Source organism: Horticoccus luteus (assembly GCF_019464535.1).
GTDB classification, from domain to species: Bacteria; Verrucomicrobiota; Verrucomicrobiia; order Opitutales; family Opitutaceae; genus Horticoccus; species Horticoccus luteus.
Genome location: NZ_CP080507.1, coordinates 362,413 through 384,592, shown reverse-complemented (window position 1 = coordinate 384,592; position 22,180 = coordinate 362,413). Strand labels below are relative to the sequence as shown.

Below are 22,180 nucleotides of genomic sequence, written 5' to 3'. Positions count from 1 at the left end.
GTGAACGCACCCCGCCTCCATCCCTCTACGCCGCCCGCCTCGATCTCTGAGCGCGCCCCCGCAATCCCTGCGCGCTCGCCTCAATCGCTTCGTCACCGGCTTGCCTGTCGCGCGCCGTTCCGCTGCGCTCGCATCTCCTCCCCGTGCCCGCCCCATCCCGCCCTTTCCCGCCGCGCCGCTCCTTCCAATGGGACCTCGCCCGCCAAGTCGAACGCCTCGACTGGCTCCTCGCGCAGCTCCCACGTTATGCCGATTGGGGCTATAACGAACTCCATCTCCACCTCGAAGACGCCGTCGAGTATCCCCGCCTGCCTGCCGTCGCACGCCGCGATGCGTATTCCTATAAACAATTCGCACGCCTCGTCGACGCCGCCACGCGCCACGGCATCGGCGTCGTGCCAATCGTCAATCTCCTCGGCCACACGCAGTATCTCATCAAGGTCCCCGAGCTGCGTGACCTCAACGAACTCCGCGCGCCCGATGGCTCCCCGCTGCCGGCGGGCCAGATCTGTCCGCTCCATCCGCGCACGCTCGAAGTCGCCGAAAAGCTCCTGCGCGACATGGCGCCGTTTTGCACGACCGGCAAAGTCCACCTCGGCCTCGATGAATCTTTTCACCTCGGCCGCCATCCGCTGAGCCGTCGCGAGATCGCCGACGTCGGCCTCGCCACGCACTTCGCCCGCCACGTGCAACGCCTCCACGCCGTCGCCGCGTCGCTCGGCCTGCGCAGCGCGATGTGGGCCGACATGCTCTACTTTTTGCCCGACGCGATTCCGCAACTCCCCGCCGACCTGACGGCCTACGAATGGTTTTACCACGCCTTCCGCCGCTGGCCGCGCGTCGAGTTGTTCAACTTTGCCGAGACCGACATCGCCACCCCGCTCCGCGCTCGCGGTCTCTCGCTCTACGGCTGCCCGATGAACGGCGCCGCGCGCTACGAGCCTCTACCCAGCTTCACCGATCGCATGGCCAACATCCTCGCGTGGGGCGCGCACACGCGCCGCCTCGGCGCTGAGGGTCTCCTTGTCACCTCTTGGGAGCCGTTCCGTCTTGCGATCGAACTCACCACCGCGGTCGATGCCGCCGCCGCCGGCCTCTGGCTCACGCCGGAAATCACCGATCCGCGCGAACTTCTCGCGCGCGGCTTCGAGCGCCGCTTCGGCCGCGCCGTCGGCCGGCGCGCCGCCCGTGTCGCCGTCGCCTCCGACCGCTACCTGTTTGCTGGTTACCCGCGTTGGGAGTTCAACGAGCGCTGGGACGTCGCCTCGCGCCGCGAACCACTCGCGCCTTATCGCACCGAAGAACGCTTCTTCGCCCGCGCCGTGCGCGATTCCGCCGCGCTCCCCATCCCTCTCCGCGCGAGCCTCGTGTTCCGGCATTACCTCGCGGCCCGCGATGTCTTCGTCCGCCGCGCCGCCCGCGGGCTCGCCACGTCCGCCGAAGCGCGCACGTTCGCCGCCCAGCTCCGCCGCGCCCGCACCGCCGCGCGCCTCATCTGGGCCCGCACGCGCGATCGCCGCGTGCTCAGTCACAACGAACGCATTCTCGCCGCCGACGCCGCCCGTCTCTCCGCCTGGCGGCGCGCCGAACCTGTGTTCGGCGGTGCGTGGCAGCTTTGCTACTGCGTGTGGAACTTCGCCCCCTCGCTCCACCTCGTCGCGGTCGAGCAATGCCAACCCGACGGCACCTGGCGCGAGCTGCAGGCCTGCTACACCGTCGAGTTTCAGAACGCCGCCGCGCAACCGCGCAGCACCTTCATCCGCGAGCACGCCGCGCCCATCGCGTGGGACGGCGATCTCGCCGCGCCACCGCAACTCCGCTTCACCCTCCGCGGCGTCGGCCAAGTGAAGATCGGCGCCGTCGAGCTCCGCCGTTCCACCCCCGCCCCCGCGCTCGCGCTGCGCCCCCGCGAATTCTCTTCACCTCAACGCTGGCGCATCCTTGGCGAACCCGCGCCGCGCCGGGGCCTGCCGGATATCGATTGGTCCATCATCCGCGCCGCGCTTCCCTTGTCTTGGTCATCTTCTCCCGCCTCCGCGCCTGCCCGTCGCTCCAGCGGCTCCTGACTTCGGGTGCGCGTTTCCATGCGCGGGTCAACGCTGCTTTAACGCCGTTGGCCCGCGCAACCGTCCGGTCAGGTGCGGCGACTCTGCTCAACCCAGACGGTACTTGGCCCGCAAGCGCGCCACCGTTTCCTTCGCCGGCCACCAATTTTGTTCGTCACCCGCCGGGCGCTCGCGGCGGCAGACGACGCGTATTTCGTACGCTGGCTTCGTGACCGTCAGTTCGTACTCGTGGCCCGAACTGAACCCGGCGGAAGCATTCTGCGGCGAATACGCGCCCAAATAGGATGTGCCCATGACCGGCAACGTTTTCACGGCCGACGCATCGTCCGCGTCCACCACGCGCATATAATCAAAGCCATTTTTCACCGCGATCTCGGAAGCGCGAAGCAGCACGAAATCACGCACCTTCTCGGGTTTCGTCGCGCTGTTGGCGGCAAAGCTTACCGTGAAAACGTCGTCCGAAATGCGTTGCGACGAGTAACCACGTCCGTCGTTTCGTCCTGCATCTTTGTAAGCGGTGCTACAGCCCGCCGTCATCACCGCCGCACTGAGTCCGACCGCCATCACGATAGTTTTCATGATATTAGAATTTAAGGGGTTGACGAAACTGTGACCGCCTTCGCTGCCGGCACAAGTCCACGTTTCACGCCGCCTCCCTCGATCGTTTTGCGCTCGTCGCACCGCATCGTTGACTCAACCGCTCCCGGCGGACTTCGTTTCGCCGCATGCTCGGTCGCAAAGGACGCTCGCTGATATGGGGATGGTGCGGAGCCCTTCTCCTGGCCGCGATGCCAACGGCTTCTCGCGCCGAACCGCCTCCCATTCTCGTCTCGCCGTCCGCGGCTGACCAACCCGCATCCGCACCGGCCGCATCCACCGCGGCCGACTCAACTTCCCCCGCGTCGCCGTCCGCCGCCCCCGCTGATCCCGACTGGCCTGACCTTCGCCAGCGCACCTTCGACGAAGTCTGGACGACGGTGAACGAAAGCTATTTCGACCCGACCTTCGGTGGAGTCGATTGGGATGCCGTTCGCGCAAAATACGCCGCGCAACTTCCCGCCATCGCCGACAAAGCCGCTCTCTGCGATCTGCTGCGCGCGATGCTCGGCGAATTGCGCCGCACGCATTTCTCCATCCTCCCCCGCGAAGCCGCCGTGTTCACCCCCGCCGAACGCTCGCGCATCGGGACGATCGGCGCTGATTTCACCGCGGTCGACGGCCAGGTCATCGTCCGCCACGTCCGCCCCGCTTCTCCCGCCGCCGCTGCGGGCATCCACCCCGGCGATGTCGTGCTCAAAACCAACACCGCCGACCTCGCGACGCTCGCCACCACGCTCGCGCATTACGGCCTCACGCCCACGCAACAAGGTTCCTACCTCGTGTATTTTGTCACGAGCTGGTCGCGCGCCGCCGTCGGCACCGCCCTCACCGCCACCGTGGCATCGCCGGACGCCGCCCCGCGCGAACTCACCGTCACCTGCGCCGCGCACGACGGCGAATGGTCCGAACCCGTTGGCAGTTTTCCCGCGCAACCCCTCGAGTTCGAAGCCCACCGCGACGACACCGGACTCGCCTACCTTCGCCTCAACGTCTTCGCCCCGTCGCTCATGCGCCCGCTTCGCGCCTTCGTGCGCCAACTCCACCCGGGCGACGGCCTCATCCTCGATCTGCGCGCCAACCCCGGCGGCCTCACCGCGATGGCGCCCGGCATCGTCGGCTTGCTCAGCGACCATCAAGTTTCCCTCGGCCGCATGATTCTGCGCGCCGGCGAAATCGGCTTCGAAGCCTTCCCGCAAAGCCGCGCGTTTCTCGGCCCCGTGGCGGTCCTGATCGACGGCGGCTCCGCCTCCACGAGCGAGATTCTCGCCGCCGGGTTGCAGGCCACGCACCGCGCGCGGTTGTTCGGCGAACCCAGCGCCGGCGCCGCCCTGCCGTCCTCCTTCAAAACGCTCCCCACCGGCGATCTTTTTCAATACGCCATCGCCGACGTGCAAACGCCCACGCACCACTCCCTCGAAGGCCGCGGCGTCGCGCCGGACATCGTCGTCGCCACCACCCGCGCCGATCTCGCAGCCGGTCGCGACCCGGTCCTCGAAACCGCCCGCGCTTGGTTGCACGAAGCCCGCAACCCGCCCGCACCTGTGTCTGCCGCCACCGCACCCGCTCCATGAAACGTCTTCTCCCGTTCGCCGCCGCCTTCGCCCTCGTCGTCGCCCTCGGCCTTCTCGCCGGGTGCGCCACGCCAGCCGGTATCGCGTCCCGCCAAGCCGAACAGCGCGCGATCGCCAGCATCTTCGGCCGGGCGATCGAAGCCGAAGGCGGCGTCTCCGCTCTGCTCGAGGTGAAGTCGCTCACGGTCGACGAAAACATCGAGTTCATCGCCGGACCCACGCACACGCTCCTTTCGATGCACCGCTGGTCCGATGCCGACGGCCACTTCTTCTCCCGCACGCGCGTCGGCGACCAGAAAGACGCCACCGTCCTCGGCTTCGACGGCAAAGTCGCCTGGCGCCGCCATCCCGAACTCGGCATCGGCTTGATGGATCTCAACGAAGCCCTCGGCCTCAGCTCGATCGGCAACCCCCGCCGCACGCTTGCGCTGCCCTCCATTTATCCGGGCCAACGCCTCCTCGCCGACGCGTCGGTGGACGACAAACGCTGCCACGTGCTCGCCCTCGTCCCGCGCAACGGCGCCACCGAGAAATGGTATTTCGACGCCGCCACGGGCCACGTCCTCCGCGTCGAAGTGCTCGGCTCACCCATGGCCATCGCGCTCACGGTCGACTTCGGCGACTTTCGCCCTGTCGGCCCGCTCACGCTCCCTTTTCTCGAAACGCGCACGGGCGGCACGACGATGATTTCGCGCCGCCAAAGCGCCGCCGTCAATCAGCCCCTCGACTTCGATCCCGCGCCCCTCACCGCGCAGGAACTCGCCGACGCCGCAAAAATCAACCGCATCCTCGCGCACCAAATCGAAGCCGCCGGCGGCGCCGCCGCGCTCTCCCGCATCCATTCGCGCGTCACGGAGACGACCGTCGAAATCCCGACCTCGGGCGTCACCAACCATCTCAAAGTCACGCAAAAGGACCCCAATCTCATCCTCGCCGAGCAGGATATTCCCGGCATCGGCCGCCAGGCCCAAGGCTTCGACGGCACGACCGCGTGGTCGGCCAGCGAGATCGAAGGCTACCGCGTACTCGACGGCGCCGAACGCCAGCAACTGCTCGGCAACGCCAACCTCCGCACCGCGCTCGATCTCCCCGCTCAGGCCCCCTTGCGCCGACTCCTCCCGCCCGCCGAGATCGACGGCCGCGCCGTTGACGTCGTCGCCCTCGCCAGCCTGCAAGCCCCGCTTGGCACATATTATTTCGATCAGGAAAACGGCCGCATCCTCCGCATCGAAGGCACCATGATCGCCGGCCCGCGAGGCACTCTCCCCGTGCGCGTGGACTTCTCTGATTTCCGCACGGTCGACGGCGTCGTGCTCCCCTTTGTCGTCACCACCACCAACCCGGCGATGCGCATGTTCAGCACCATCCAGTCGGTCGTGAACAACGCCGTCGAAGACGACGCCATTTTCCGCCCCCGCCGCGACGACGATTGAGTCTCGCTCGCCCTCCCTAAACAGGGCGGAAAACACCGTCGCCCGGCACGCCATCGCCCGCGCGCGCCGTCGCCCGCATCGGAGATTGCAAACCCGGCGCATTCGGCGACGCTGCCAAACTTACATTCTCATGCTGAAGAAAATTTTGACGAAGCTGCGCGACTCGATTTCGCCGTCCCGCAGTTCGAAAGCCAAGGCCGCGGATCGCGGCCAACCAGTTCCCTCCCAAGGTTCTTCCCATCCTGCCCGCGAGAAAAGTCGCGAACGCCACTCCGGCCCCCGCGCTCCTCGCGAAGGCTCGTCCTCCAGTGGCCCGGCCGCAGGCGGTTCGGCCAGTCACGAACCTCGCTCGCACCACGGTTCCGGCGAGCGCCGCGGACGCGGCGGGCGTGACAACCGCGGCGAACGCCGTCCCGACGGCGCACCCCGCCCGCCCCGCGAGCCCGGTTCTGCTGGGGCCGCCGGCCCGTCCGGTTCACCCAGCACCTCCGGCTCCCACCGCGAACCCCGCGAACGCAATTTCTCCGGTGAACGTGGCGCCCACGGCGGCAGCAGCGGCGGTCGCCGCGGCGGCCGGTCCGACGGCCCCCGTGCGCATGGCGGCGGACAACGCGAACGCCCCGCCCGCGACGATTCCTACGACCACCCGCGCCGCGACCCGGTGAAGCCCGCCACGCCCGTCGACATCCCGAAGATGGAGACCGCGTTTTCCGCCCTCGGCCTGTCCGATGCGCTCGCCTTCGCGGTCCAGGAAATGGGCTACGTCCAACCCACGCCGATCCAGGCGCAGTCGATTCCCGTCGTCCTCACCGGCCGCGATCTCATCGGCTCCGCGCAAACCGGCACCGGCAAGACCGCCGCGTTCGCGCTCCCGATCATCCAACGCCTCGCCGCGCACGGTAATTTGCGCTGCCTCATCCTCGAGCCCACGCGCGAACTCGCGCTGCAAGTCGAGGAAGCGTTTCAAAAATTCGCCAAGTTCACCGACCTGCGCGTGACCATCGTTTACGGCGGCGTCGGCTACGGCAAACAGAACGAAGATCTGCGCCGCGGCATGGACATTCTCGCCGCCACCCCCGGGCGCCTGCTCGACCATTTGGAACAGGGCAACTGCTCCCTCGACAAGATCGACATCCTCGTCCTCGACGAAGTCGATCGCATGCTCGACATGGGCTTCCTCCCCGACGTGCGCCGCATCGTCCAAAAAACGCCCGCCTCCCGCCAGACCCTCTTCTTCACCGCCACGCTCCCGCCCGAAATCGCCTCGCTCGCGAGCTGGGCGTTGCGCGATCCCGCCACGGTCGAAATCGGCCGCCTCCACTCGGCGGCGGAGACCGTGTCGCACGCGTTTTACCCCGTCGTTGCCTCCCAAAAATTCGACCTCCTCCAACTCCTGCTCGAGCAGACCGAGTTCAAGAGCATCCTGATTTTCACGCGCACCCGCATGGGCGCCGATCGCATCGCCCACCGCCTGCAAGCCAAGGGCCACACCGTCGGCGTCATGCATTCCGACCGCAGCCAGCGCGAACGCATCGAAGCGCTCGACGGCTTCAAAAGCGGCCGGTTTGAAGTGCTCGTCGCCACCGACATCGCCGCCCGCGGCCTCGATATCGCCGGCGTCTCCCACGTCATCAATTACGACGTCCCGGAAAACGCCGAGGATTACGTGCACCGCATCGGCCGCACCGGGCGCGCGAACAACACCGGCGACGCGTTTACGCTCGTCACGGAAGAGGACGTCCGCGATGCGCGCAGCATCGAGCGCTACATGGGCCTCGGCGTAGAGCGGAAGAAAATCGAGGGTTTCCCGTATATTTACTCCGCGCTCTTCGACGACAAAGCGCTCGCCGAAACCGCCGCCGCCGCGGTCAAGCCCGCCAGCCGCCTCCACCGCGGCGCCCGCCGCTGATTCTCTGGTCGCGCGGGGGCGACTCCTGCCGCGCGCCACAGCTCCCTCCAGCAGCGTCGGTTGCTCCTGTCCCGCGCTGCCTCGATTGCGTTTCAGCTCATAGGCCCGCGCGCCTTACGCCCGCGCCCACGCCGGTGGACCGTGCACTCCGCGCGCGGTCGTTTGTAATCGGACGCGTGCGCCGAAGCCGCCGTTGCGCTCAAGCCGCGCGCGGAGCGCCCGGCCCACCCGACAATCTCCGCGCCGCAAACGCCCTTCCCTGCGTCGCCCGCCGCCAGCGCCGGGCTTTTTCAACCCGTTCGCGCTTGCGACAGCCTTCGTTCGGGGCGATGAAAAGTCGTTAATCGACGGCCACTCTCACCCTCGTAAAAACTCCCACCCTGGACCCATTTTATGGACGCATCATCCACTCCCACGACCGGCGGCAAATGCCCCTTTCCTCATCTGCATGGCGGAGCGAACAAGCCCGCGCCCCGCACCCTGCGCGACTGGTGGCCGAACCAGCTCAACCTGAAAATGCTGCATCAGAACTCGGAACTCTCCGATCCGATGGGCGCCGGTTTCGATTATGCCGAGGAGTTCAAAAAACTCGATCTCGCCGCCGTCAAACAGGACCTCTACGCGCTGATGACCGACTCGCAGGAATGGTGGCCCGCGGATTTCGGCCACTATGGTCCGTTCTTCGTGCGCATGGCGTGGCACAGCGCCGGCACCTACCGCATCGGCGACGGTCGCGGCGGCGCCGGCTCCGGCCAGCAACGCTTCGCTCCGCTCAATTCCTGGCCCGACAACGCCAACCTCGACAAAGCCCGCCGTCTCCTCTGGCCCGTTAAACAAAAATACGGCCGCCAGATTTCCTGGGCCGACCTCATCGTCCTCGCCGGCAATTGCGCCCTCGAATCGATGGGCTTCAAAACCCTCGGTTTTGGTGGCGGCCGCGCCGACGTCTGGGAGCCCGAGGAACACGTTTACTGGGGCGCCGAAGACAAGTGGCTCGGCGATTCCCGCTACGCCGGCGAACGCGAACTCGAGGGCACCCTCGCCGCCGTCCAGATGGGCCTGATTTACGTCAACCCCGAAGGTCCCAACGGCCATCCCGACTTCCTCGCCGCCGCCAAGGATATTCGCGAAACCTTCGCCCGCATGGCCATGAACGACGAGGAAACCGTCGCCCTCATCGCCGGCGGCCACACCTTCGGCAAAACCCACGGCGCCGGGCCCGCCCATCACGTCGGCCGCGAACCCGAAGCCGCCGATCTCACCGAGCAAGGCCTCGGCTGGACCAGCACCCACGGCAGCGGCAAAGGCGCTTTCGCCATCACCAGCGGCCTGGAGGTCACCTGGAGCACGAAGCCCACCCAGTGGAGCAACAGCTTCTTCGAAAACCTGTTTGGTTACGAATGGGAGCTCACCAAGAGTCCCGCCGGCGCCAACCAGTGGGTCGCCAAGACCGACGAGAAAACCATTCCCGACGCCTACGATCCCACGAAGAAACATCGGCCGACGATGCTCACTACGGATCTCTCCCTGCGCTTCGATCCCATCTACGGCCCGATCTCGCGCCGCTTCTTGGAAAACCCCGACCAGTTCGCCGACGCGTTTCGCCGCGCGTGGTTCAAACTCACCCATCGCGACATGGGCCCGAAGTCGCGCTACCTCGGACCGGAAGTCCCCGCCATCGACCTGATCTGGCAGGACCCCGTGCCGCCCGTCGATCATCCGCTGATCGGCGCCAATGAGATCGCCGCGCTTAAAGCCAAGCTTCTCGCCACCGGTCTTTCGATTCCGGAACTCGTGTCGACGGCGTGGGCGTCCGCCTCCACGTTCCGCAGCTCCGACAAGCGTGGCGGCGCCAACGGCGCGCGCATCCGCCTCGCCCCGCAAAAAGACTGGGAGGTCAACCAACCCGCGCGCCTCGCCAAAGCCCTCAAGGCAATCGAGGGCGTGCAGAAGGAGTTCAACGCCTCCGCGCCCGGCGGCAAAAAAGTGTCGCTCGCCGACTTGATCGTCCTCGGTGGCGCCGCCGCCATCGAACAAGCGGCGCAGAAAGCCGGCCAACCCATCGAAGTGCCGTTCATCCCGGGCCGCACCGATGCCACCGACGAGCAAACGGACGCGCCGACCTTCGCGGAACTTGAACCGTTTGCCGACGGCTTCCGCAACTTCTCCAAGGCCGGCGGCAAGCTTCCCGCGGAGCAATTCCTCGTCGACAAAGCCCAGTTGCTGTCGCTCACCGGCCCGGAAATGACCGTCCTCATCGGCGGCCTCCGCGTGTTGAACGCCAACTATGGCAAGACCCAGCACGGCGTCTTCACCTCGCGGCCGGAAACGTTGACCAACGATTTCTTCGTCAACCTCCTCGACATGCGCCACGTCGTGAAAGCCGTGTCGCAAAACGAAGGTCTGTTCGAAATCGCTGATCGCGAGACCGGCGACGTGAAATGGACCGCCACCCGCGTCGACCTCGTGTTCGGCTCCAACTCCCAGTTGCGCGCGCTCGCCGAAGTTTACGGCTCGCGCGATGCACACGCGAAGTTCGTGCGGGATTTCGTCGCCGCGTGGAACAAGGTGATGAACGCCGACCGCTTCGACATCGCCTGATCGGCCAGCCCTCCTCCGCCTGAAACGGCGCCCCGCTGCGGTCCCTCCGCGGCGGGGCGCCTTTTTATTGGCGCGAGCGACCCCGATCCCGCCGCGCCGCACTTTGTCGTTTTCACCGTCGCCAGCCATCGTGGCATCCTCCACTGCTGTCCCACCCTTTTTCTCATGCCCCTCAAAATCGCGTTCATCGGCGCCGGCTCCATCGGTTTCACCCGCAAGCTCGTTGCCGACCTCCTCACCGTCCCGGAATTTGCGAATGTCGAATTCGCCTTCACCGACCTCAACCGCCGCAACCTCGAGATGGTCGCTGCGCTCTGCCGCCGCGACATCGCCGCGAACAACCTCACGACCACCATCACTGCGACCACGGACCGCCGCGCCGCGCTCACCGGCGCAAATTATGTGTTCTGCGTCGTGCGGATCGGCGGCCTCGAAGCCTTCGCGCACGACATTGAAATCCCGTTGAAATACGGCGTCGACCAATGCGTCGGCGACACCCTGTGCGCCGGCGGCATCATGTATGCCCAGCGCGGCATCGCCGCCCTCCTCGATTTCTGCCGCGACATCCGCGAAGTCGCCGCCCCCGATTGCCTGCTCCTCAACTACGCCAACCCGATGGCGATGATGACGTGGGCCGCCAACAAATACGGCGGCGTGCGCTGCGTCGGCCTCTGCCACGGCGTCCAGCACGGCCACTGGCAGATCGCGCAAGTCCTCGGGCTGGAGAAGAAGGATGTCGATATCGTCTGCGCGGGCATCAACCACCAGACGTGGTATGTCAGCGTCCTCGCCGAGGGCCGCGAACGCACCGGCGAACTGCTCGCCGCGTTCGAGCGTCACAAGGAGTTCTCCCAGACCGAGAAGGTCCGCATCGATATGCTCCGGCGCTTCGGCTACTATTCCACCGAGTCCAACGGCCACCTCAGCGAATACGTCCCGTGGTATCGGAAACGCCCCGACGAGATGCTCCCGTGGATCGACCTCAGCGTGTGGATCAACGGCGAGACCGGCGGCTATCTTCGCGTCTGCACCGAGGGCCGCCATTGGTTCGAAGCGGAATTCGGCCGCGGCGTGGAGACGATCGCGCCGCTCCGCTACACGCCCGAAAACCGCAGCGAGGAGCACGGTAGTCGCATTCTCGAAGCGCTCGAAACCGGCCGTGTTTATCGCGGACACTTCAACCTCGTGAACGGCGCCACCATCCCGAATCTCCCGCCCGACGCCATCGTCGAGGCGCCCGGCTTCGTCGATCGCTTCGGCTTCAATACCCCTTCCGTCGGCGAACTTCCGCTCGGTTGCGCCGCCGTGTGCAACGCCAGCATTTCCGTGCAACGCCTCGGCGTCGAAGCCGCCGTCCACGGCGATGACCAGCTCCTCCGGCAGGCGTTCATGATGGATCCGCTCGTCGGCGCCGTGTGTCAGCCACCGCAGATCTGGCAGATGGTGGACGAAATGCTCGTCGCCCTCGCACCCTGGCTCCCGCAATACAAAAAGTCCGTCGCCGCCGCGAAGCGCCGCCTGAAAAAAGGCCCGCTCCTGCCGACGAAGAAAACGCGTGGTGCCGCCCGCTTGAAAACGCGTTCGCTCGCCGAGCTCAAACGCGAGGAAAAGAAAAACCCCCGCGCCGGCCACTAACACCGTCGGCGGCCGCGGCCGGTTTACCCGGCCGCGCGCGGCGCTGATTTTCGCGCTAGCGCTTCACCTGCTCGATCGCGCTCACGCGGCCGTTCTTGAACGAGATGCGGATCCGCGGCTCGATGCGATCGCGATACACGTCCCGGTAAACCGGCTCGATCCACACCACGGCCTGGCCGGTTTTCTTGTTATACGACACGTAGCGGCGATAGCCCACGTTGGCCGTGCCCACGTAATCCTGGGAATAGCTGTTATAAATCCAGTCGGTCGTGCGCCCTTTCGCCGTGACGTTGTCGCGACTCTCGTCCGGCGCGCCGAGCGCCACATAAACCATGTCCGTCGTGTAACCGATCTCCACCGTGCCGGCGCGAAGCTTTGCCTGCGTCGGCGCGTCGAGTGCGTTGAACATGGCGGCGTGCTGCTCGATGCGGTGATTGAGCGTGTTGCAGCCGGCCAAAAGCAGCGCGGAGAAGGCGGCCAGAAAAAGGACAATGCGTTTCATGGGTTTGGGGACGCCTTCAACCTGTCGAAGTTTCCCCGTTTCGCCAACTCCACTCTTGGCGCGACCCGCTCGCGCCCGTAGCTGTCACCCATGCTCTCGCCCGGTCTCGTTTCGATCACGTTTCGCAAACTCTCGCCGCGGGAGATCGTTGCACTCGTGCGGCGCGCCGGGCTGCGCGCGATCGAGTGGGGCGGCGATATCCACGTGCCGCACGGCGAACTCGGCCGCGCTCGTGAAACGCGGGAACTCACCGCGGATGCGGGCCTCACGGTGGCCGCTTACGGCAGCTACTACCGCGTCGGCCACAGCGAGGACGACGGGCTCGCCTTCGAGGCCGTCTTGGAAACAGCCCTCGAGCTCGGCGCGCCGTTGATCCGCGTGTGGGCCGGCACGGTGGGCTCGGCGAACATCGCCGCCGGCGAGCGCGATCACTTGTTCGCGGAGCTGCGCCGCATCGCCGCGCTGGCCGCGCGGGCCCGCGTGCAGATCGCGCCGGAATTTCACGGCGGCACATTCAACGATACCAACGCGTCCTGTCGCGAATTGCTCGCCGCCGTGCCCGACGCGAATGTTCTCTCCTACTGGCAGCCGTTGCTGGGGATGGACGAAGCCTCCGCCCGCGCCGGTCTCACCACGATCGGCCCCCGACTCGCCCACCTGCACGTTTATCACTGGATCACCGTGCAGGACCGCCGTCCGCTCGCCGAAGGCGCCGCGCTCTGGCGGGAACGCCTCGCCCTGGTCAACGCCCTGCCCGGCGAACACGCCGCCTTGCTGGAGTTCGTGCGTGACGATTCCCCCGAGCAATTTCTCCACGACGCCGCTACGCTCCTCGACTGCCTGCGCGTCCTCCCCGTCTGATCGCGCCTGCGCCGACGCGAACGCGCCCCGTAGCGCACTCCCATGCCCCTCCGCCCGCGGGCTTGATGCCGGGCGTCGCGTCGCCGTCGGCCGCGGACGTCAATCCTGCAGTGCCCGCGAGAAGTGATAAGCGCCGATCGTCATGCGCTCGCGAAAATAAAAACGGTGCGCCGCAGCGCGCTGCACGCCGGAGTCGAGTTCCAAGAGGTCGCAGCCGCGCGCCCGCGCCTGCGCTTCCAGCCACGCGAGCAACTGCCGGCCATGGCCTCGCGAACGTTGCGTGTCATCCGTCACCAGATCGTCGACGTAAAGTGTGCGACCCGAGAACAGTTTTTCGTGATACCGGAAACCCGCCACGGCGCGGACAACACCCTCGGCCTCCAGCCGTGCGAGCAAAAAACCCTCGCGTTGCATTCGCCGCACGCGCTCCACGAATTCGGTCTCGATCAGATGCGGCCGCAATTGCGCCAGCACGGGAAAGCATCGCGCGATGTCCGCGTCCGTTTCAGCAAGAGCGATGAGCTCGTTGAATGGAGGGTTCATGGAGAAAATTCGCCGCGCTCGTCCGATGGCACAAGCAACCCGGCGCGCTTCCGGGTCGCGATCGTTTTCGCTTCATCTTTTCGCCGGCTCCATCGGCGGCTGCACTTGCGACAACGCCGTCGCGACCTTCGGCCGGCCCCGCTGCAGCGTGATGATCGCGACACCTGCGACAATCACCGCCGACGCCACGATCATGCGCGGCCCCACGGTCTCGTTGAGAATCAACCAACCGAGCAGCACCGCCACGATCGGATTCACATACGCATAGGTGGAAACCCGCGCCGGCGTGCTTACTTTCATGAGCCACACATAGGTCGTGAATCCCACGAGCGAACCGACGCCGATCAAATACAGCCACGCGGCGAACGACCGCCCGCTCACCGCCGCGAACTCGAAACCGTTGAAATCTCCGTGCCATGCGGCGGCCAGCATCAACCACCCGCCGCCCGTGAGCATTTGCAGCGCGGACCCCGTCAAGGGCTCCGCGGGCGAGCGCGCATAACGCATGAAAATCGAACCCAGCGACCACGCCACGCACGCCACCACCAGCCCCGCCACCCGCCACGCGTCGAGCGGCGTCGCCGACGCGCCCGCGATGTCCGGCCCGACCAGCAGGGCGAGTCCGATAAAACCCAGCGCCAGCCCGAGAAACGTCGCGCCCGTCGGCCGCGCCCCGCGCTCCGCGTCACGCCCCACCGCCAGCACCAGCCAGTCGAACAAGACCATGAACACCGGCCCGATCGAAATGATCAGCGTGGCGATGCCCGACGGAATTTCCTGTTCCGCCCACGCCACCAGTCCGTTGCCGCCGAGCAACATCAACCCGCCCGCGATCGCGTTGTCGCGCCACTGCCGCGCCGTCGGCCGCGCGCGATGTTTCCAGCGCACCCACGCAAACAGCAACGCCCCCGCGATGAGGAACCGCACTCCCGCCATGAGAAACGGCGGCAGCGTCTCCACCGCGATCCGAATGCCCAGATACGTGCTGCCCCAGATCACGTAAATGGCTGCGAAGCCCAGCGCGACCGCCGAGCGGGAAGGAGCAGCGGAGGCGTGCTTCACGGGATAAAAGCCTGCCGCGCGCGTCCGTCCTCCGGCGTGTATTCCATGTAGCGCGCCGTTCGCTCCGCCACCGCTTCGCCGAGTTCGCGCCGCACCAGATGCAGCGCACCGTCGATCCCCGCCGAAATGCCCGCCGCCGTCAGCACGCGCCCGTTGTCATGATAACGCCTGTTCGCGTCCACCGTCGCCGCCGGCGCCAACGCCCGCAACGTGTCCAACACTTCGTGATGCGTCGTCACCCGCAACCCATCCAGCAAACCCGCGCGCGCCAGCACGAGCGCACCCGTGCACACGCTCATCACGATCTCCGCGCCCGTCGCCCGTGTTCGCACCCACGCGATCACCGCCTCGTCGTTCAACAGCGCCCGCGTGCCGAAGCCGCCTGGGACCACGAGAATCTCCGCTGGCGGACAATTCTCCAACGCGTAATCCGGCACGACGCGCAGTCCGTTCCGCGCCCGCACCACATCCGCCCGCGGCGCGACCGTGCACACGTTGAACGCTCCGTAGTCGCAGAGCTCATCCGTCACCGCGAACACCTCAAACGGTCCGGCGAGGTCGAGCACCTCGACGTCGTCGAACACCAAAATCGCCACCGTCTTCCGGTTCACGTCCGCCTCACCTTTCCGCGCCGCCGCCCCGCGCCGGGAGACTGACCCCACGCGCGGCCCTGCGCCCCGGCTTCGACTCGTTTGACTGACGTTTGCATAGCACCTCGCGGGCGAGTCTCGCCGCGGTCGCCTCCCGCAAACGAGCCAAATTTCTGCGCGCGCCCTGAGCTTTTCGCGTGACACGCCGCGCCGGCTGCTCACCGCTCGATCGCCATGCCGTTGGATTTCGCCGCTTTTCATCCCCTCGTCGCCGCCGTCCTGCACCGCTTTTACGAGCAAAACGATCGGCCCGCACCGGCACCCGCCGAGCTCCTCGCCATCGCCGCGCGCCTCTGGCAACTGATCGAGGAACGCCACCCGCTGCACCCGAGCGACGGTGAACTCAGCGCCGCCGATGCCCAAGCCTGCACCGCCCGCGTCCTCGCGCATTCGACCGACGAGCTCCTCGCCATCGCCGCGCGTCAGTTGGTAAAAACCTGTCTTCAACCCTCCCCCGCCGCCTGCCGGAATTCATTTCGTGAGACCGGCGCCGACGGACACTGCCGCCGGCAGGACGCCGCCCGCGCGCGCTTGCGCGTCAGCGGCAGCCACTGCGTCGATTGTCCTTATTGGCAGGAGCTCGACGCCGAGGATCACGCCGTCTTTCTCGCGCAACACTGGCAGTCCGGCGACGCCAGCGAGTTCACATCGCACCGTGAACTGTTCCTTCCCGAAGATTATCGCGCACTCCGGCGCGCCGTGCTCGCGCCGCGTTGAACACTCCGCGCCTCCGCAAATTCGCCGGCGTTTCGACGCCACCTCGCTTACGGCCCGGCTTCGCGCCGCACCAAACACACCGCGGTCGACGGACAAAGCGTGCGAAACTCCTCCGTCGCCGCGATCGCCGCCGGCGCGAGCCGCCGCTCCACTCGCCCGAAACGCAGCTCGGCGAAAAACGATTCCGCCGTCGTCGTCAGCACCCACCACCTTCGCACCGCCGGCTGCGCGACGCGCAACCGTTGCACCAACTGCCGTCCCAGCCCCCGGCCCCGCCATGCCGCCGCCACGGCCAGAGAGCGCAGCAACCCATCCGCCCCGTGCACTTCCGCGCCAACCACCCCGACGATTCGCGCCTCCGCGCGGGCGACGATGAAGTTCGCCCAGTGCGCGCCGATGTCGCTGTGCGGCAGATCCGCGGCCGCCAGTAGCGCCGCGATTTCCGCTTCGTCGTGCCCCACCGCGGCCGTAAACTCGACTGTGTCGCTTGCTCCCATGCCGCCACTCTTGCCGGCCGGATACCGGTCGCCGACGCCAAAATCGCCGCCCGTCCGCTGCACCTTCGCCGTTCTCCGGCCTCGACGCCGTCGAACTTTTCGCGCCCCGGCATGACGTCTTCAACCTTGCCCAAACCCGTCGGAAACGACATCCCGGGCCGTAGTCGTCCTGGCGACGACGGAATCCCCTTCCCCATGAAATGCTGCTCTGTTGGCCGTGACGTTCAATCGCCTCGCTCGCTCGCATCGGTCGTAGCCCCACTGCCTTCTTCTCTCCGCGCTGGCGTTTCCCGCCTGGCGTTCCTCGTGCTCGTGGTGGTGACTGCCACGTTTTGCGTGCCCGCCGCGCAGGCCGCCGACACGTCCAATCCCCCGCCCGCCGAGCTCCCGCAGCTGGACGGCGTGCTTCACGTCGGCAAAGTCGCCTACGCCCTGTTCAAGGGCTTCGACCAAACCGGTCACAAGTGGGCCGTCGTGGGGGATGACGTCGGTGATTTCCACGTGGAAAAAATCCACGGCGTGACCGTCGAAGTCCAAGGGCCGGACAAGAAGCGCAGCGAGCTGATCGTCACAGGCTGGCAGTCGCTCGAACGTCGCCAGAAAACACCCGAACAAAGCGAAGCGTGGATCAACTCGGCGGAAAACCCCATGCTCTGGCATCCCGTCGCGTTGCCCGTGCAGTTACAAGTGCGCCTCGCCGATCTCAATGCAGAGGAGAAGTATGATATCCAGCAGTGGTATCTCGACTACGGCTGGCGCATGTCCGTCGTCATCGATGCCACCGGCTATTGGGATATCGGCTTCGAACCAGCCTACGGCGATGCGCGCGCCAACCGCTTGAATACGCAAATCGCCCGTTTCCGCGTTTCGCTGAATCCCGAACAGGCGCGCACCTACACCGAAATCACGAAGGCCGTTTCTTACGATGAATATAACGCGACCCGCGAACAACGGGCGCAACGCATGGCCGCCTTCATCGCATCACTGAGTCCCGCCCAGCGCCGCGCGTTCGAAGCACTCCAGGCCGTCGACGGCGGCCCCATCGCCAAGCGCTAGGTCGCTTTCCTACCGATGCGTGCGTCGTCCCACCTCCGCCGCCTCGGCGCCGTCACGGGGCTGGCTTTTCTCGCCGGCTGCACGGCACCGGTCGCCTCAGCTACACCGTCGAATATGATCCCGGCGCCATTCGCACGAGCATCGTTTCGACGCGCCGCGTGGAAGTGATCTTCAATTTCGGCCGCGTGGCCGCCATCCAGATAGTCGAAGATTAACGTTTATGAAAACGCCCCTCCTCCCCCTCCTCATCGCCGCCGCCACCGCGCTGGTGGGATTCAGCGGTTGCCAGTCCACTCAAACCGCGTCGACCCAGACGACCGCGCGGCAAACACTCCTCAGCCGCCTCACGCCCCGCGAGCAGTCCATGATCAAGCGTCACCTGATCGGGATCGGCTTCACCACCGACATGGTCCTCCTCTCGCTCGACAAACCCGACCGCGTGGTCTCCGGCCCCGGGCCCCAGCAGGAGACTTGGCTGTATCAATCCTACTACGCCGCGGACGGTTCCAGCCTCACCCCGTCTCAAAGGATCGTCACCCACTCCGCCGCCGAAACCGGAGGCCTCGGCGGCACCGGTGGCGCCAGCGGCCCGATTGCGCGCATGCCCGGCGGTAATCCAGCCAGCGACGCGGCCACCCGAAACCCGCATACCAACACCTACACCGTCGAATACGACCCCACGTTGTTTCAGGAAAAAACCCAGTCCCAACCGCGCGTCCAAGTGATTTTCCTTCGCGGCCTCGTCGCCGACATCCGCGTGGAAAAAACCTAACTCACCCGTCCATGAACCCCACCCGCCGCTCCTGCTGGCTTCGCTTCTCCCTCGCCCTCCCGCTCGCCGTTCTCGCGACGAGTTGGAGTGGCTGCGCTCACCAGACCCTCGAGTCCCGCGTCGCAACGAAAGCGGAGTTGTTCGCGCAACTGTCGCCTCGCGAGCAAGCCATGATCAAGCGCGGCCAGATCGCCATCGGGTTCACCAGCGACATGGTCTTGCTCGCCCTCGCCAAACCCGACCGCATCGTCGCCGGCCCCGGCCCGCAGCAGGAAACGTGGCTGTATCAAACCTATTACCAAGCCGACGGTTCCGACCTCATCCCGGGACAAAAACTCGTCACGCACTGGGCCGAAGACACCGGCGGCCTGGGCGGCACCGCTGGCAAGAATGGCCCGATCGCGCGCATGCCCGGCACGCCGCCCTCCGCCGCCGCCGGTTGGTCTGGCCGGACTCACGACGAAGCCGTCACCACGACGATCGAATACGATCCCCACACCACGCAAGTCCGCGACCAGGCGCACTCCCGCGTGCAGGTGATCTTCCTCCGCGGCGTCGTCGCCGACATCCGCATTTCTCAGTCCTAGCGCCCGCCGAACGCCCCTCGGGGCAAGCGGCGCGCCCGACCGCCTTTCTTCCATGAAAAACCCCGCCTTCCTCCTCGCCTGCCTTGCGCTTGCGGTGGCCGGTTGCAGCACCATCGACAGTCGCATCAAGGAACACGCCTCCACGTTCGACTCGCTCAGCGACACCGATAAACAGATCATTCGCTACGGCTTCATCCAAGTCGGCTTCACGCACGACATGGTCTACATGGCCCTCGACAAGCCCGAGAAAATCATCCCCGGTCCCGGGCCCAATCAGGAGACGTGGGTCTACGAAAATTTTTATGCGAAAGATGGCTCCAATGCTTCGATCCCGGTCCGCGCCCAAGCCGTCGGCAGTTCCCGCGCCTCTGCGATGAAAGGCGCGCAGGGCGGGCGCGGCACCCAATACGAGACCGTTTACGACCCGTCGCTTGAAGACGTCAAGGATCAGGCCAAGACCAAAGTGCACGTGATCTTCAGCGGCAATAGAGTCGTCGACATCCAAGTCGTGAGACGGGCGTAACCCGCAGCAGCGGTGCACGCGCGGTGGGCGCGATCGCGGTGCCGTCAAATCGCCCGATCGCGCATCTCCCACCCGCCCCAACGAGCCGCCTTTTTCCGCTCGGCATTATCCAGCCGCCGGCCCAGTTTGCCGACGCTTCCTCTTTCCACCCACCATGAAATCCCCTCTCTTCGCCGTCGTTGCCCTCGCCCTGCTCCTCTCCGGTTGCAGCACCATTGACAGTCGCATCAAGGAGAAATCCGCAACCTACTCGCAGTTGAGCCCCACCGATCAACAGATCATCCGGTATGGTTATATCAGCGTCGGCTTCACGCGCGACATGGTCTATATGGCCCTCGACAAACCGGAGAAAGTCATTTCCGGACCGGGCCCGAATCAGGAGACCTGGGTTTATCATAACTTCTATAATTCCGATGGCTCCAGCCTCACGCCCGGCCAGCGCATTCGCACCAACGCCGGCACCAGCACCGGCGGCCGCGGCGCGGCGAGCGGCATGACCAGCCGCTCCGGCCAAAACAACACCTACACCGTCGAATACGATCCCACCCTTGAGACGATCAAGGAAGACGCCAAGGTGAAGGTGCACGTGATCTTCAACGGCGATAAGGTCGCCGACATCAAAGTCATCAACGGCATGTAAGCGCGCGCGCTGCTCCCCGCTCCGGTTCGCCGGAATCCGCCGCGCCCTCCAGCGCGGCGTTTTTGTTGGCTGGCGATCGGATTGCGCCCGCCTGCCGCCTCGGTCAGCTTGCACCCATGCAAAACGACCCCACCCCGGCCGCACGGCAGCTTTCGCCGCGCCGCAAAACCACCACCGCGACCTCCCTCGCCGAACTCGCGCGCGAACAGCTCGCCCACTTCCACCTCGATCCCCATTCGCCCATCGGCGCGCCGCTCCTCCGCCTCGCCGAACGCCTCTACGCCGCCCACGGCGACCTCGCCGAACTCTGGGCCGCCACCACCCGCGAGCTCGCCGATCTCCCGCGGGGCGACCGCCTCGCTCTCTTCAACGCGAAGAAATTCCTCACCTTCCAGTTGGCGAAGCTCCTCGATACGCTGCAAAATCCCACCCGCGCCGTCCACCAATCCCTCGGCCACTCCGCCGCGACCACCCTGGCGAAAGGCCCGTATCCCACCTTCGACAACGTCGCCGCCCTCTTCTCCGCCAACCCCGTCATCACCCGCACCGCCACCTATATTTTCGCCTGCACCGAGTGGATCGACGATGCGTTTCAAGGCCGCGAATTTCTCCACGAAATTTACTCCCGTCTCCTCAATCCCACCTCGATCTCCCTCGCCAACCACATCGTCGAAATCGAAGCCGGCCCGCTCGCGCACGAGTATCTCGCGTGGAACTTCAACAGCGGCATGGCCGCGATCGACTCCCTCCTCGCCCACCTCGTCGGCTACGAGGATGTCGTGCTCGCCTCGCGCAACGTTTACGGCGGCACCCACCAGCTCCTCCACGACTGGTATGGCAAGAAATCCAACCTCAACGTCGCCGTGGAGTTCTTCGACGGCGCCACCGCCGACGATTTCGAACGCGCCCTCGCCACCGTGCGTGCGACCTACGCCGATCGCCTCGCGCCCGCCGGCGCCCGCCGGATCTACGTTTACCTCGAAAGCCCGTGCAATCCCCACGGCGTGTTTCTCGACGTTCCCGCCATCTGCCGCTCCGCGCACGCCGCCGGCCTCACCGTCATTCTCGATGCCACCGTCGGCACGCCGTTTCTCGTCCGCCCGCTTCAGGAATCCGAACCGGCGGCGCGTCCCGATTACGTGATTCACAGCTACACGAAAGACCTCGTCGGCAATGGCGATACCACCGCCGGCGTCGTCCTCGGCCGCAACGCCGACATGTTTCTGCCCAAAGGCGATCCCGGCTGGGACCACACGCTTTTCTGGAACGTTTACTATATCAAAGGCGCGTTCCTCGACGCCGACAAAGCCTACGAAGTGCTCTCCGGCATGAAGACCCTCGAGATGCGCATGCTGAAAAAGTGCATCAACACCGCCATCCTCGCGCGCTGGCTCGCCTCCCATCCCCACCTCAGCGTCCACGGCCCGGCCAATCCCACCGACCCCAACGCCCCGCTCGCCGCCCGTCTCAGCTACCTCGGCCTGCCGGCGCCTCTCTTCACCATCGACTTCGAAGCCGCCGGCCTCTCGCGGCTCACCTTCGAACGTTTCTTCGACTCCCTCTCGCCCATGTTCGGCCACATGGTTTCCCTCGGTCAGAGCAACACCGTCATCCTCTGCCCCGCGCTTACCTCGCACAGCGAACTCGACCCCGCCGCCCTCCGCGCTGCCGGCATCACCCCGACCACCATCCGCATCGCTGTCGGCGACGAAGATCCGCGCGAACTCATTCGCGACTTTCTCGCCACCGCCCGCCTCGCGATCGACCCCGACCTTCCCGGTTTCTCCGCGCGCTTCCTCCCCGGTGCCGACGTCGACACGCTGTGCGACCACGTCTACCTCGACGTGCATCGCCGACACGCCGCCGCCGCCCCGCGGTTTGCGACGCCGAATTGACACCCGTTTCTTTCCCCGCCTGCCTTGCCGTCGTGCGCTTCGGGCGCCCGCGGGTCCGCG

20 protein-coding genes are annotated in these 22,180 nt (G+C 66.3%); 14 read left to right on the top strand and 6 right to left on the bottom strand.

Features of this window, described 5'->3' with window-relative positions:
• The first annotated feature begins 143 nt into the window (after positions 1-143).
• Positions 144-2,066 (top strand): family 20 glycosylhydrolase, encoded by a 1,923-nt coding sequence (locus K0B96_RS01495; protein ID WP_220163028.1) that lies wholly within the window; start codon positions 144-146, stop codon positions 2,064-2,066.
• 87 nt (positions 2,067-2,153) lie between these two features.
• Here K0B96_RS01495 and K0B96_RS01490 read toward each other — a convergent pair whose 3' ends face one another.
• The gene (locus K0B96_RS01490; protein WP_220163026.1) at positions 2,154-2,630 is read right to left on the bottom strand and encodes a CC0125/CC1285 family lipoprotein; all 477 of its coding nucleotides are present in this window, start codon (positions 2,628-2,630) and stop codon (positions 2,154-2,156) included.
• Positions 2,631-2,854: 224 nt separating this feature from the next.
• Here K0B96_RS01490 and K0B96_RS01485 point away from each other — a divergent pair, with 224 nt between their 5' ends.
• The 5 genes from K0B96_RS01485 (at position 2,855) to melA (ending at position 11,815) form a co-directional block, all read left to right on the top strand.
• Complete coding sequence (locus tag K0B96_RS01485; RefSeq protein ID WP_220163024.1) at positions 2,855-4,237, top strand: S41 family peptidase; 1,383 nt, start codon at positions 2,855-2,857, stop codon at positions 4,235-4,237.
• The gene (locus K0B96_RS01480) at positions 4,234-5,670 is read left to right on the top strand and encodes a hypothetical protein (RefSeq protein WP_220163021.1); all 1,437 of its coding nucleotides are present in this window, start codon (positions 4,234-4,236) and stop codon (positions 5,668-5,670) included. The genes K0B96_RS01485 and K0B96_RS01480 overlap by 4 nt, the downstream gene beginning before the upstream one ends.
• A 130-nt stretch (positions 5,671-5,800) precedes the next feature.
• Entirely contained in the window at positions 5,801-7,579 is a 1,779-nt protein-coding gene (locus tag K0B96_RS01475; protein ID WP_255558796.1) for a DEAD/DEAH box helicase, read from the top strand.
• 393 nt (positions 7,580-7,972) lie between these two features.
• On the top strand, positions 7,973-10,180 hold the full coding sequence (katG, locus tag K0B96_RS01470; RefSeq protein WP_220163019.1) for a catalase/peroxidase HPI: 2,208 nt from the start codon (positions 7,973-7,975) through the stop codon (positions 10,178-10,180).
• Positions 10,181-10,345: 165 nt separating this feature from the next.
• A complete protein-coding gene (gene melA, locus K0B96_RS01465) occupies positions 10,346-11,815 on the top strand; it encodes an alpha-glucosidase/alpha-galactosidase (RefSeq protein WP_220163017.1) in 1,470 nt (489 codons plus the stop codon).
• Positions 11,816-11,870: 55 nt separating this feature from the next.
• Here melA and K0B96_RS01460 read toward each other — a convergent pair whose 3' ends face one another.
• Positions 11,871-12,317 (bottom strand): hypothetical protein, encoded by a 447-nt coding sequence (locus K0B96_RS01460; RefSeq protein ID WP_220163015.1) that lies wholly within the window; start codon positions 12,315-12,317, stop codon positions 11,871-11,873.
• A gap of 90 nt (positions 12,318-12,407) precedes the next feature.
• Between K0B96_RS01460 and K0B96_RS01455 the strand changes: the two genes are divergently transcribed.
• Positions 12,408-13,178 (top strand): sugar phosphate isomerase/epimerase family protein, encoded by a 771-nt coding sequence (locus K0B96_RS01455; RefSeq protein WP_220163006.1) that lies wholly within the window; start codon positions 12,408-12,410, stop codon positions 13,176-13,178.
• Between the two features lie 99 nt (positions 13,179-13,277).
• On the opposite strand, the gene K0B96_RS01450 is transcribed toward K0B96_RS01455, so the two are convergent.
• From K0B96_RS01450 to K0B96_RS01440, 3 genes are all read right to left on the bottom strand, one after another.
• A complete protein-coding gene (locus tag K0B96_RS01450) occupies positions 13,278-13,721 on the bottom strand; it encodes a GNAT family N-acetyltransferase (protein ID WP_220163004.1) in 444 nt (147 codons plus the stop codon).
• Positions 13,722-13,793: 72 nt separating this feature from the next.
• Complete coding sequence (locus tag K0B96_RS01445; RefSeq protein WP_220163002.1) at positions 13,794-14,783, bottom strand: EamA family transporter; 990 nt, start codon at positions 14,781-14,783, stop codon at positions 13,794-13,796.
• Positions 14,780-15,394: a DJ-1/PfpI family protein gene (locus K0B96_RS01440; RefSeq protein WP_255558795.1), complete on the bottom strand. Its 615-nt coding sequence runs from the start codon at positions 15,392-15,394 to the stop codon at positions 14,780-14,782. The genes K0B96_RS01445 and K0B96_RS01440 overlap by 4 nt, the downstream gene beginning before the upstream one ends.
• A gap of 213 nt (positions 15,395-15,607) precedes the next feature.
• Between K0B96_RS01440 and K0B96_RS01435 the strand changes: the two genes are divergently transcribed.
• A complete protein-coding gene (locus tag K0B96_RS01435; protein WP_220162997.1) occupies positions 15,608-16,150 on the top strand; it encodes a hypothetical protein in 543 nt (180 codons plus the stop codon).
• A gap of 47 nt (positions 16,151-16,197) precedes the next feature.
• Here the strand turns inward: K0B96_RS01435 and arsN2 are convergent, their stop codons facing one another.
• On the bottom strand, positions 16,198-16,710 hold the full coding sequence (gene arsN2, locus K0B96_RS01430) for an arsenic resistance N-acetyltransferase ArsN2 (protein ID WP_220162995.1): 513 nt from the start codon (positions 16,708-16,710) through the stop codon (positions 16,198-16,200).
• A gap of 255 nt (positions 16,711-16,965) precedes the next feature.
• Here arsN2 and K0B96_RS01425 point away from each other — a divergent pair, with 255 nt between their 5' ends.
• The 6 genes from K0B96_RS01425 (at position 16,966) to K0B96_RS01400 (ending at position 22,120) form a co-directional block, all read left to right on the top strand.
• Positions 16,966-17,703 carry a hypothetical protein gene (locus K0B96_RS01425; protein ID WP_220162993.1) on the top strand — a complete coding sequence of 246 codons (738 nt, stop codon included), beginning with the start codon at positions 16,966-16,968 and terminating at the stop codon, positions 17,701-17,703.
• A 220-nt stretch (positions 17,704-17,923) separates the two neighbouring features.
• Positions 17,924-18,475 carry a hypothetical protein gene (locus K0B96_RS01420; protein WP_220162991.1) on the top strand — a complete coding sequence of 184 codons (552 nt, stop codon included), beginning with the start codon at positions 17,924-17,926 and terminating at the stop codon, positions 18,473-18,475.
• An 11-nt stretch (positions 18,476-18,486) separates the two neighbouring features.
• On the top strand, positions 18,487-19,062 hold the full coding sequence (locus K0B96_RS01415) for a hypothetical protein (RefSeq protein ID WP_220162989.1): 576 nt from the start codon (positions 18,487-18,489) through the stop codon (positions 19,060-19,062).
• Positions 19,063-19,114: 52 nt separating this feature from the next.
• Positions 19,115-19,585, top strand: coding sequence for a hypothetical protein (locus tag K0B96_RS01410; RefSeq protein WP_220162987.1), 471 nt, complete (start codon positions 19,115-19,117; stop codon positions 19,583-19,585).
• Positions 19,586-19,739: 154 nt separating this feature from the next.
• Complete coding sequence (locus K0B96_RS01405) at positions 19,740-20,225, top strand: hypothetical protein (protein WP_220162985.1); 486 nt, start codon at positions 19,740-19,742, stop codon at positions 20,223-20,225.
• Between the two features lie 116 nt (positions 20,226-20,341).
• The gene (locus tag K0B96_RS01400) at positions 20,342-22,120 is read left to right on the top strand and encodes a trans-sulfuration enzyme family protein (protein WP_220162983.1); all 1,779 of its coding nucleotides are present in this window, start codon (positions 20,342-20,344) and stop codon (positions 22,118-22,120) included.
• Positions 22,121-22,180: the final 60 nt, after the last annotated feature.

Excerpts from the sequence above, each read along its gene's own strand:
- K0B96_RS01420 (WP_220162991.1), top strand. The coding sequence starts at position 17,924 with ATGAAAACGCCCCTCCTCCCCCTCCTCATCGCCGCCGCCACCGCGCTG.
- melA (WP_220163017.1), top strand. The coding sequence starts at position 10,346 with ATGCCCCTCAAAATCGCGTTCATCGGCGCCGGCTCCATCGGTTTCACC.
- K0B96_RS01480 (WP_220163021.1), top strand. The coding sequence starts at position 4,234 with ATGAAACGTCTTCTCCCGTTCGCCGCCGCCTTCGCCCTCGTCGTCGCC.
- K0B96_RS01455 (WP_220163006.1), top strand. The coding sequence starts at position 12,408 with ATGCTCTCGCCCGGTCTCGTTTCGATCACGTTTCGCAAACTCTCGCCG.
- K0B96_RS01485 (WP_220163024.1), top strand. The coding sequence starts at position 2,855 with ATGCCAACGGCTTCTCGCGCCGAACCGCCTCCCATTCTCGTCTCGCCG.
- K0B96_RS01450 (WP_220163004.1), bottom strand. The coding sequence starts at position 13,721 with ATGAACCCTCCATTCAACGAGCTCATCGCTCTTGCTGAAACGGACGCG.
- K0B96_RS01410 (WP_220162987.1), top strand. The coding sequence starts at position 19,115 with ATGAAAAACCCCGCCTTCCTCCTCGCCTGCCTTGCGCTTGCGGTGGCC.
- katG (WP_220163019.1), top strand. The coding sequence starts at position 7,973 with ATGGACGCATCATCCACTCCCACGACCGGCGGCAAATGCCCCTTTCCT.
- K0B96_RS01460 (WP_220163015.1), bottom strand. The coding sequence starts at position 12,317 with ATGAAACGCATTGTCCTTTTTCTGGCCGCCTTCTCCGCGCTGCTTTTG.
- K0B96_RS01475 (WP_255558796.1), top strand. The coding sequence starts at position 5,801 with ATGCTGAAGAAAATTTTGACGAAGCTGCGCGACTCGATTTCGCCGTCC.
- K0B96_RS01415 (WP_220162989.1), top strand. The coding sequence starts at position 18,487 with ATGAACCCCACCCGCCGCTCCTGCTGGCTTCGCTTCTCCCTCGCCCTC.
- K0B96_RS01405 (WP_220162985.1), top strand. The coding sequence starts at position 19,740 with ATGAAATCCCCTCTCTTCGCCGTCGTTGCCCTCGCCCTGCTCCTCTCC.
- K0B96_RS01435 (WP_220162997.1), top strand. The coding sequence starts at position 15,608 with ATGCCGTTGGATTTCGCCGCTTTTCATCCCCTCGTCGCCGCCGTCCTG.
- K0B96_RS01400 (WP_220162983.1), top strand. The coding sequence starts at position 20,342 with ATGCAAAACGACCCCACCCCGGCCGCACGGCAGCTTTCGCCGCGCCGC.
- K0B96_RS01490 (WP_220163026.1), bottom strand. The coding sequence starts at position 2,630 with ATGGCGGTCGGACTCAGTGCGGCGGTGATGACGGCGGGCTGTAGCACC.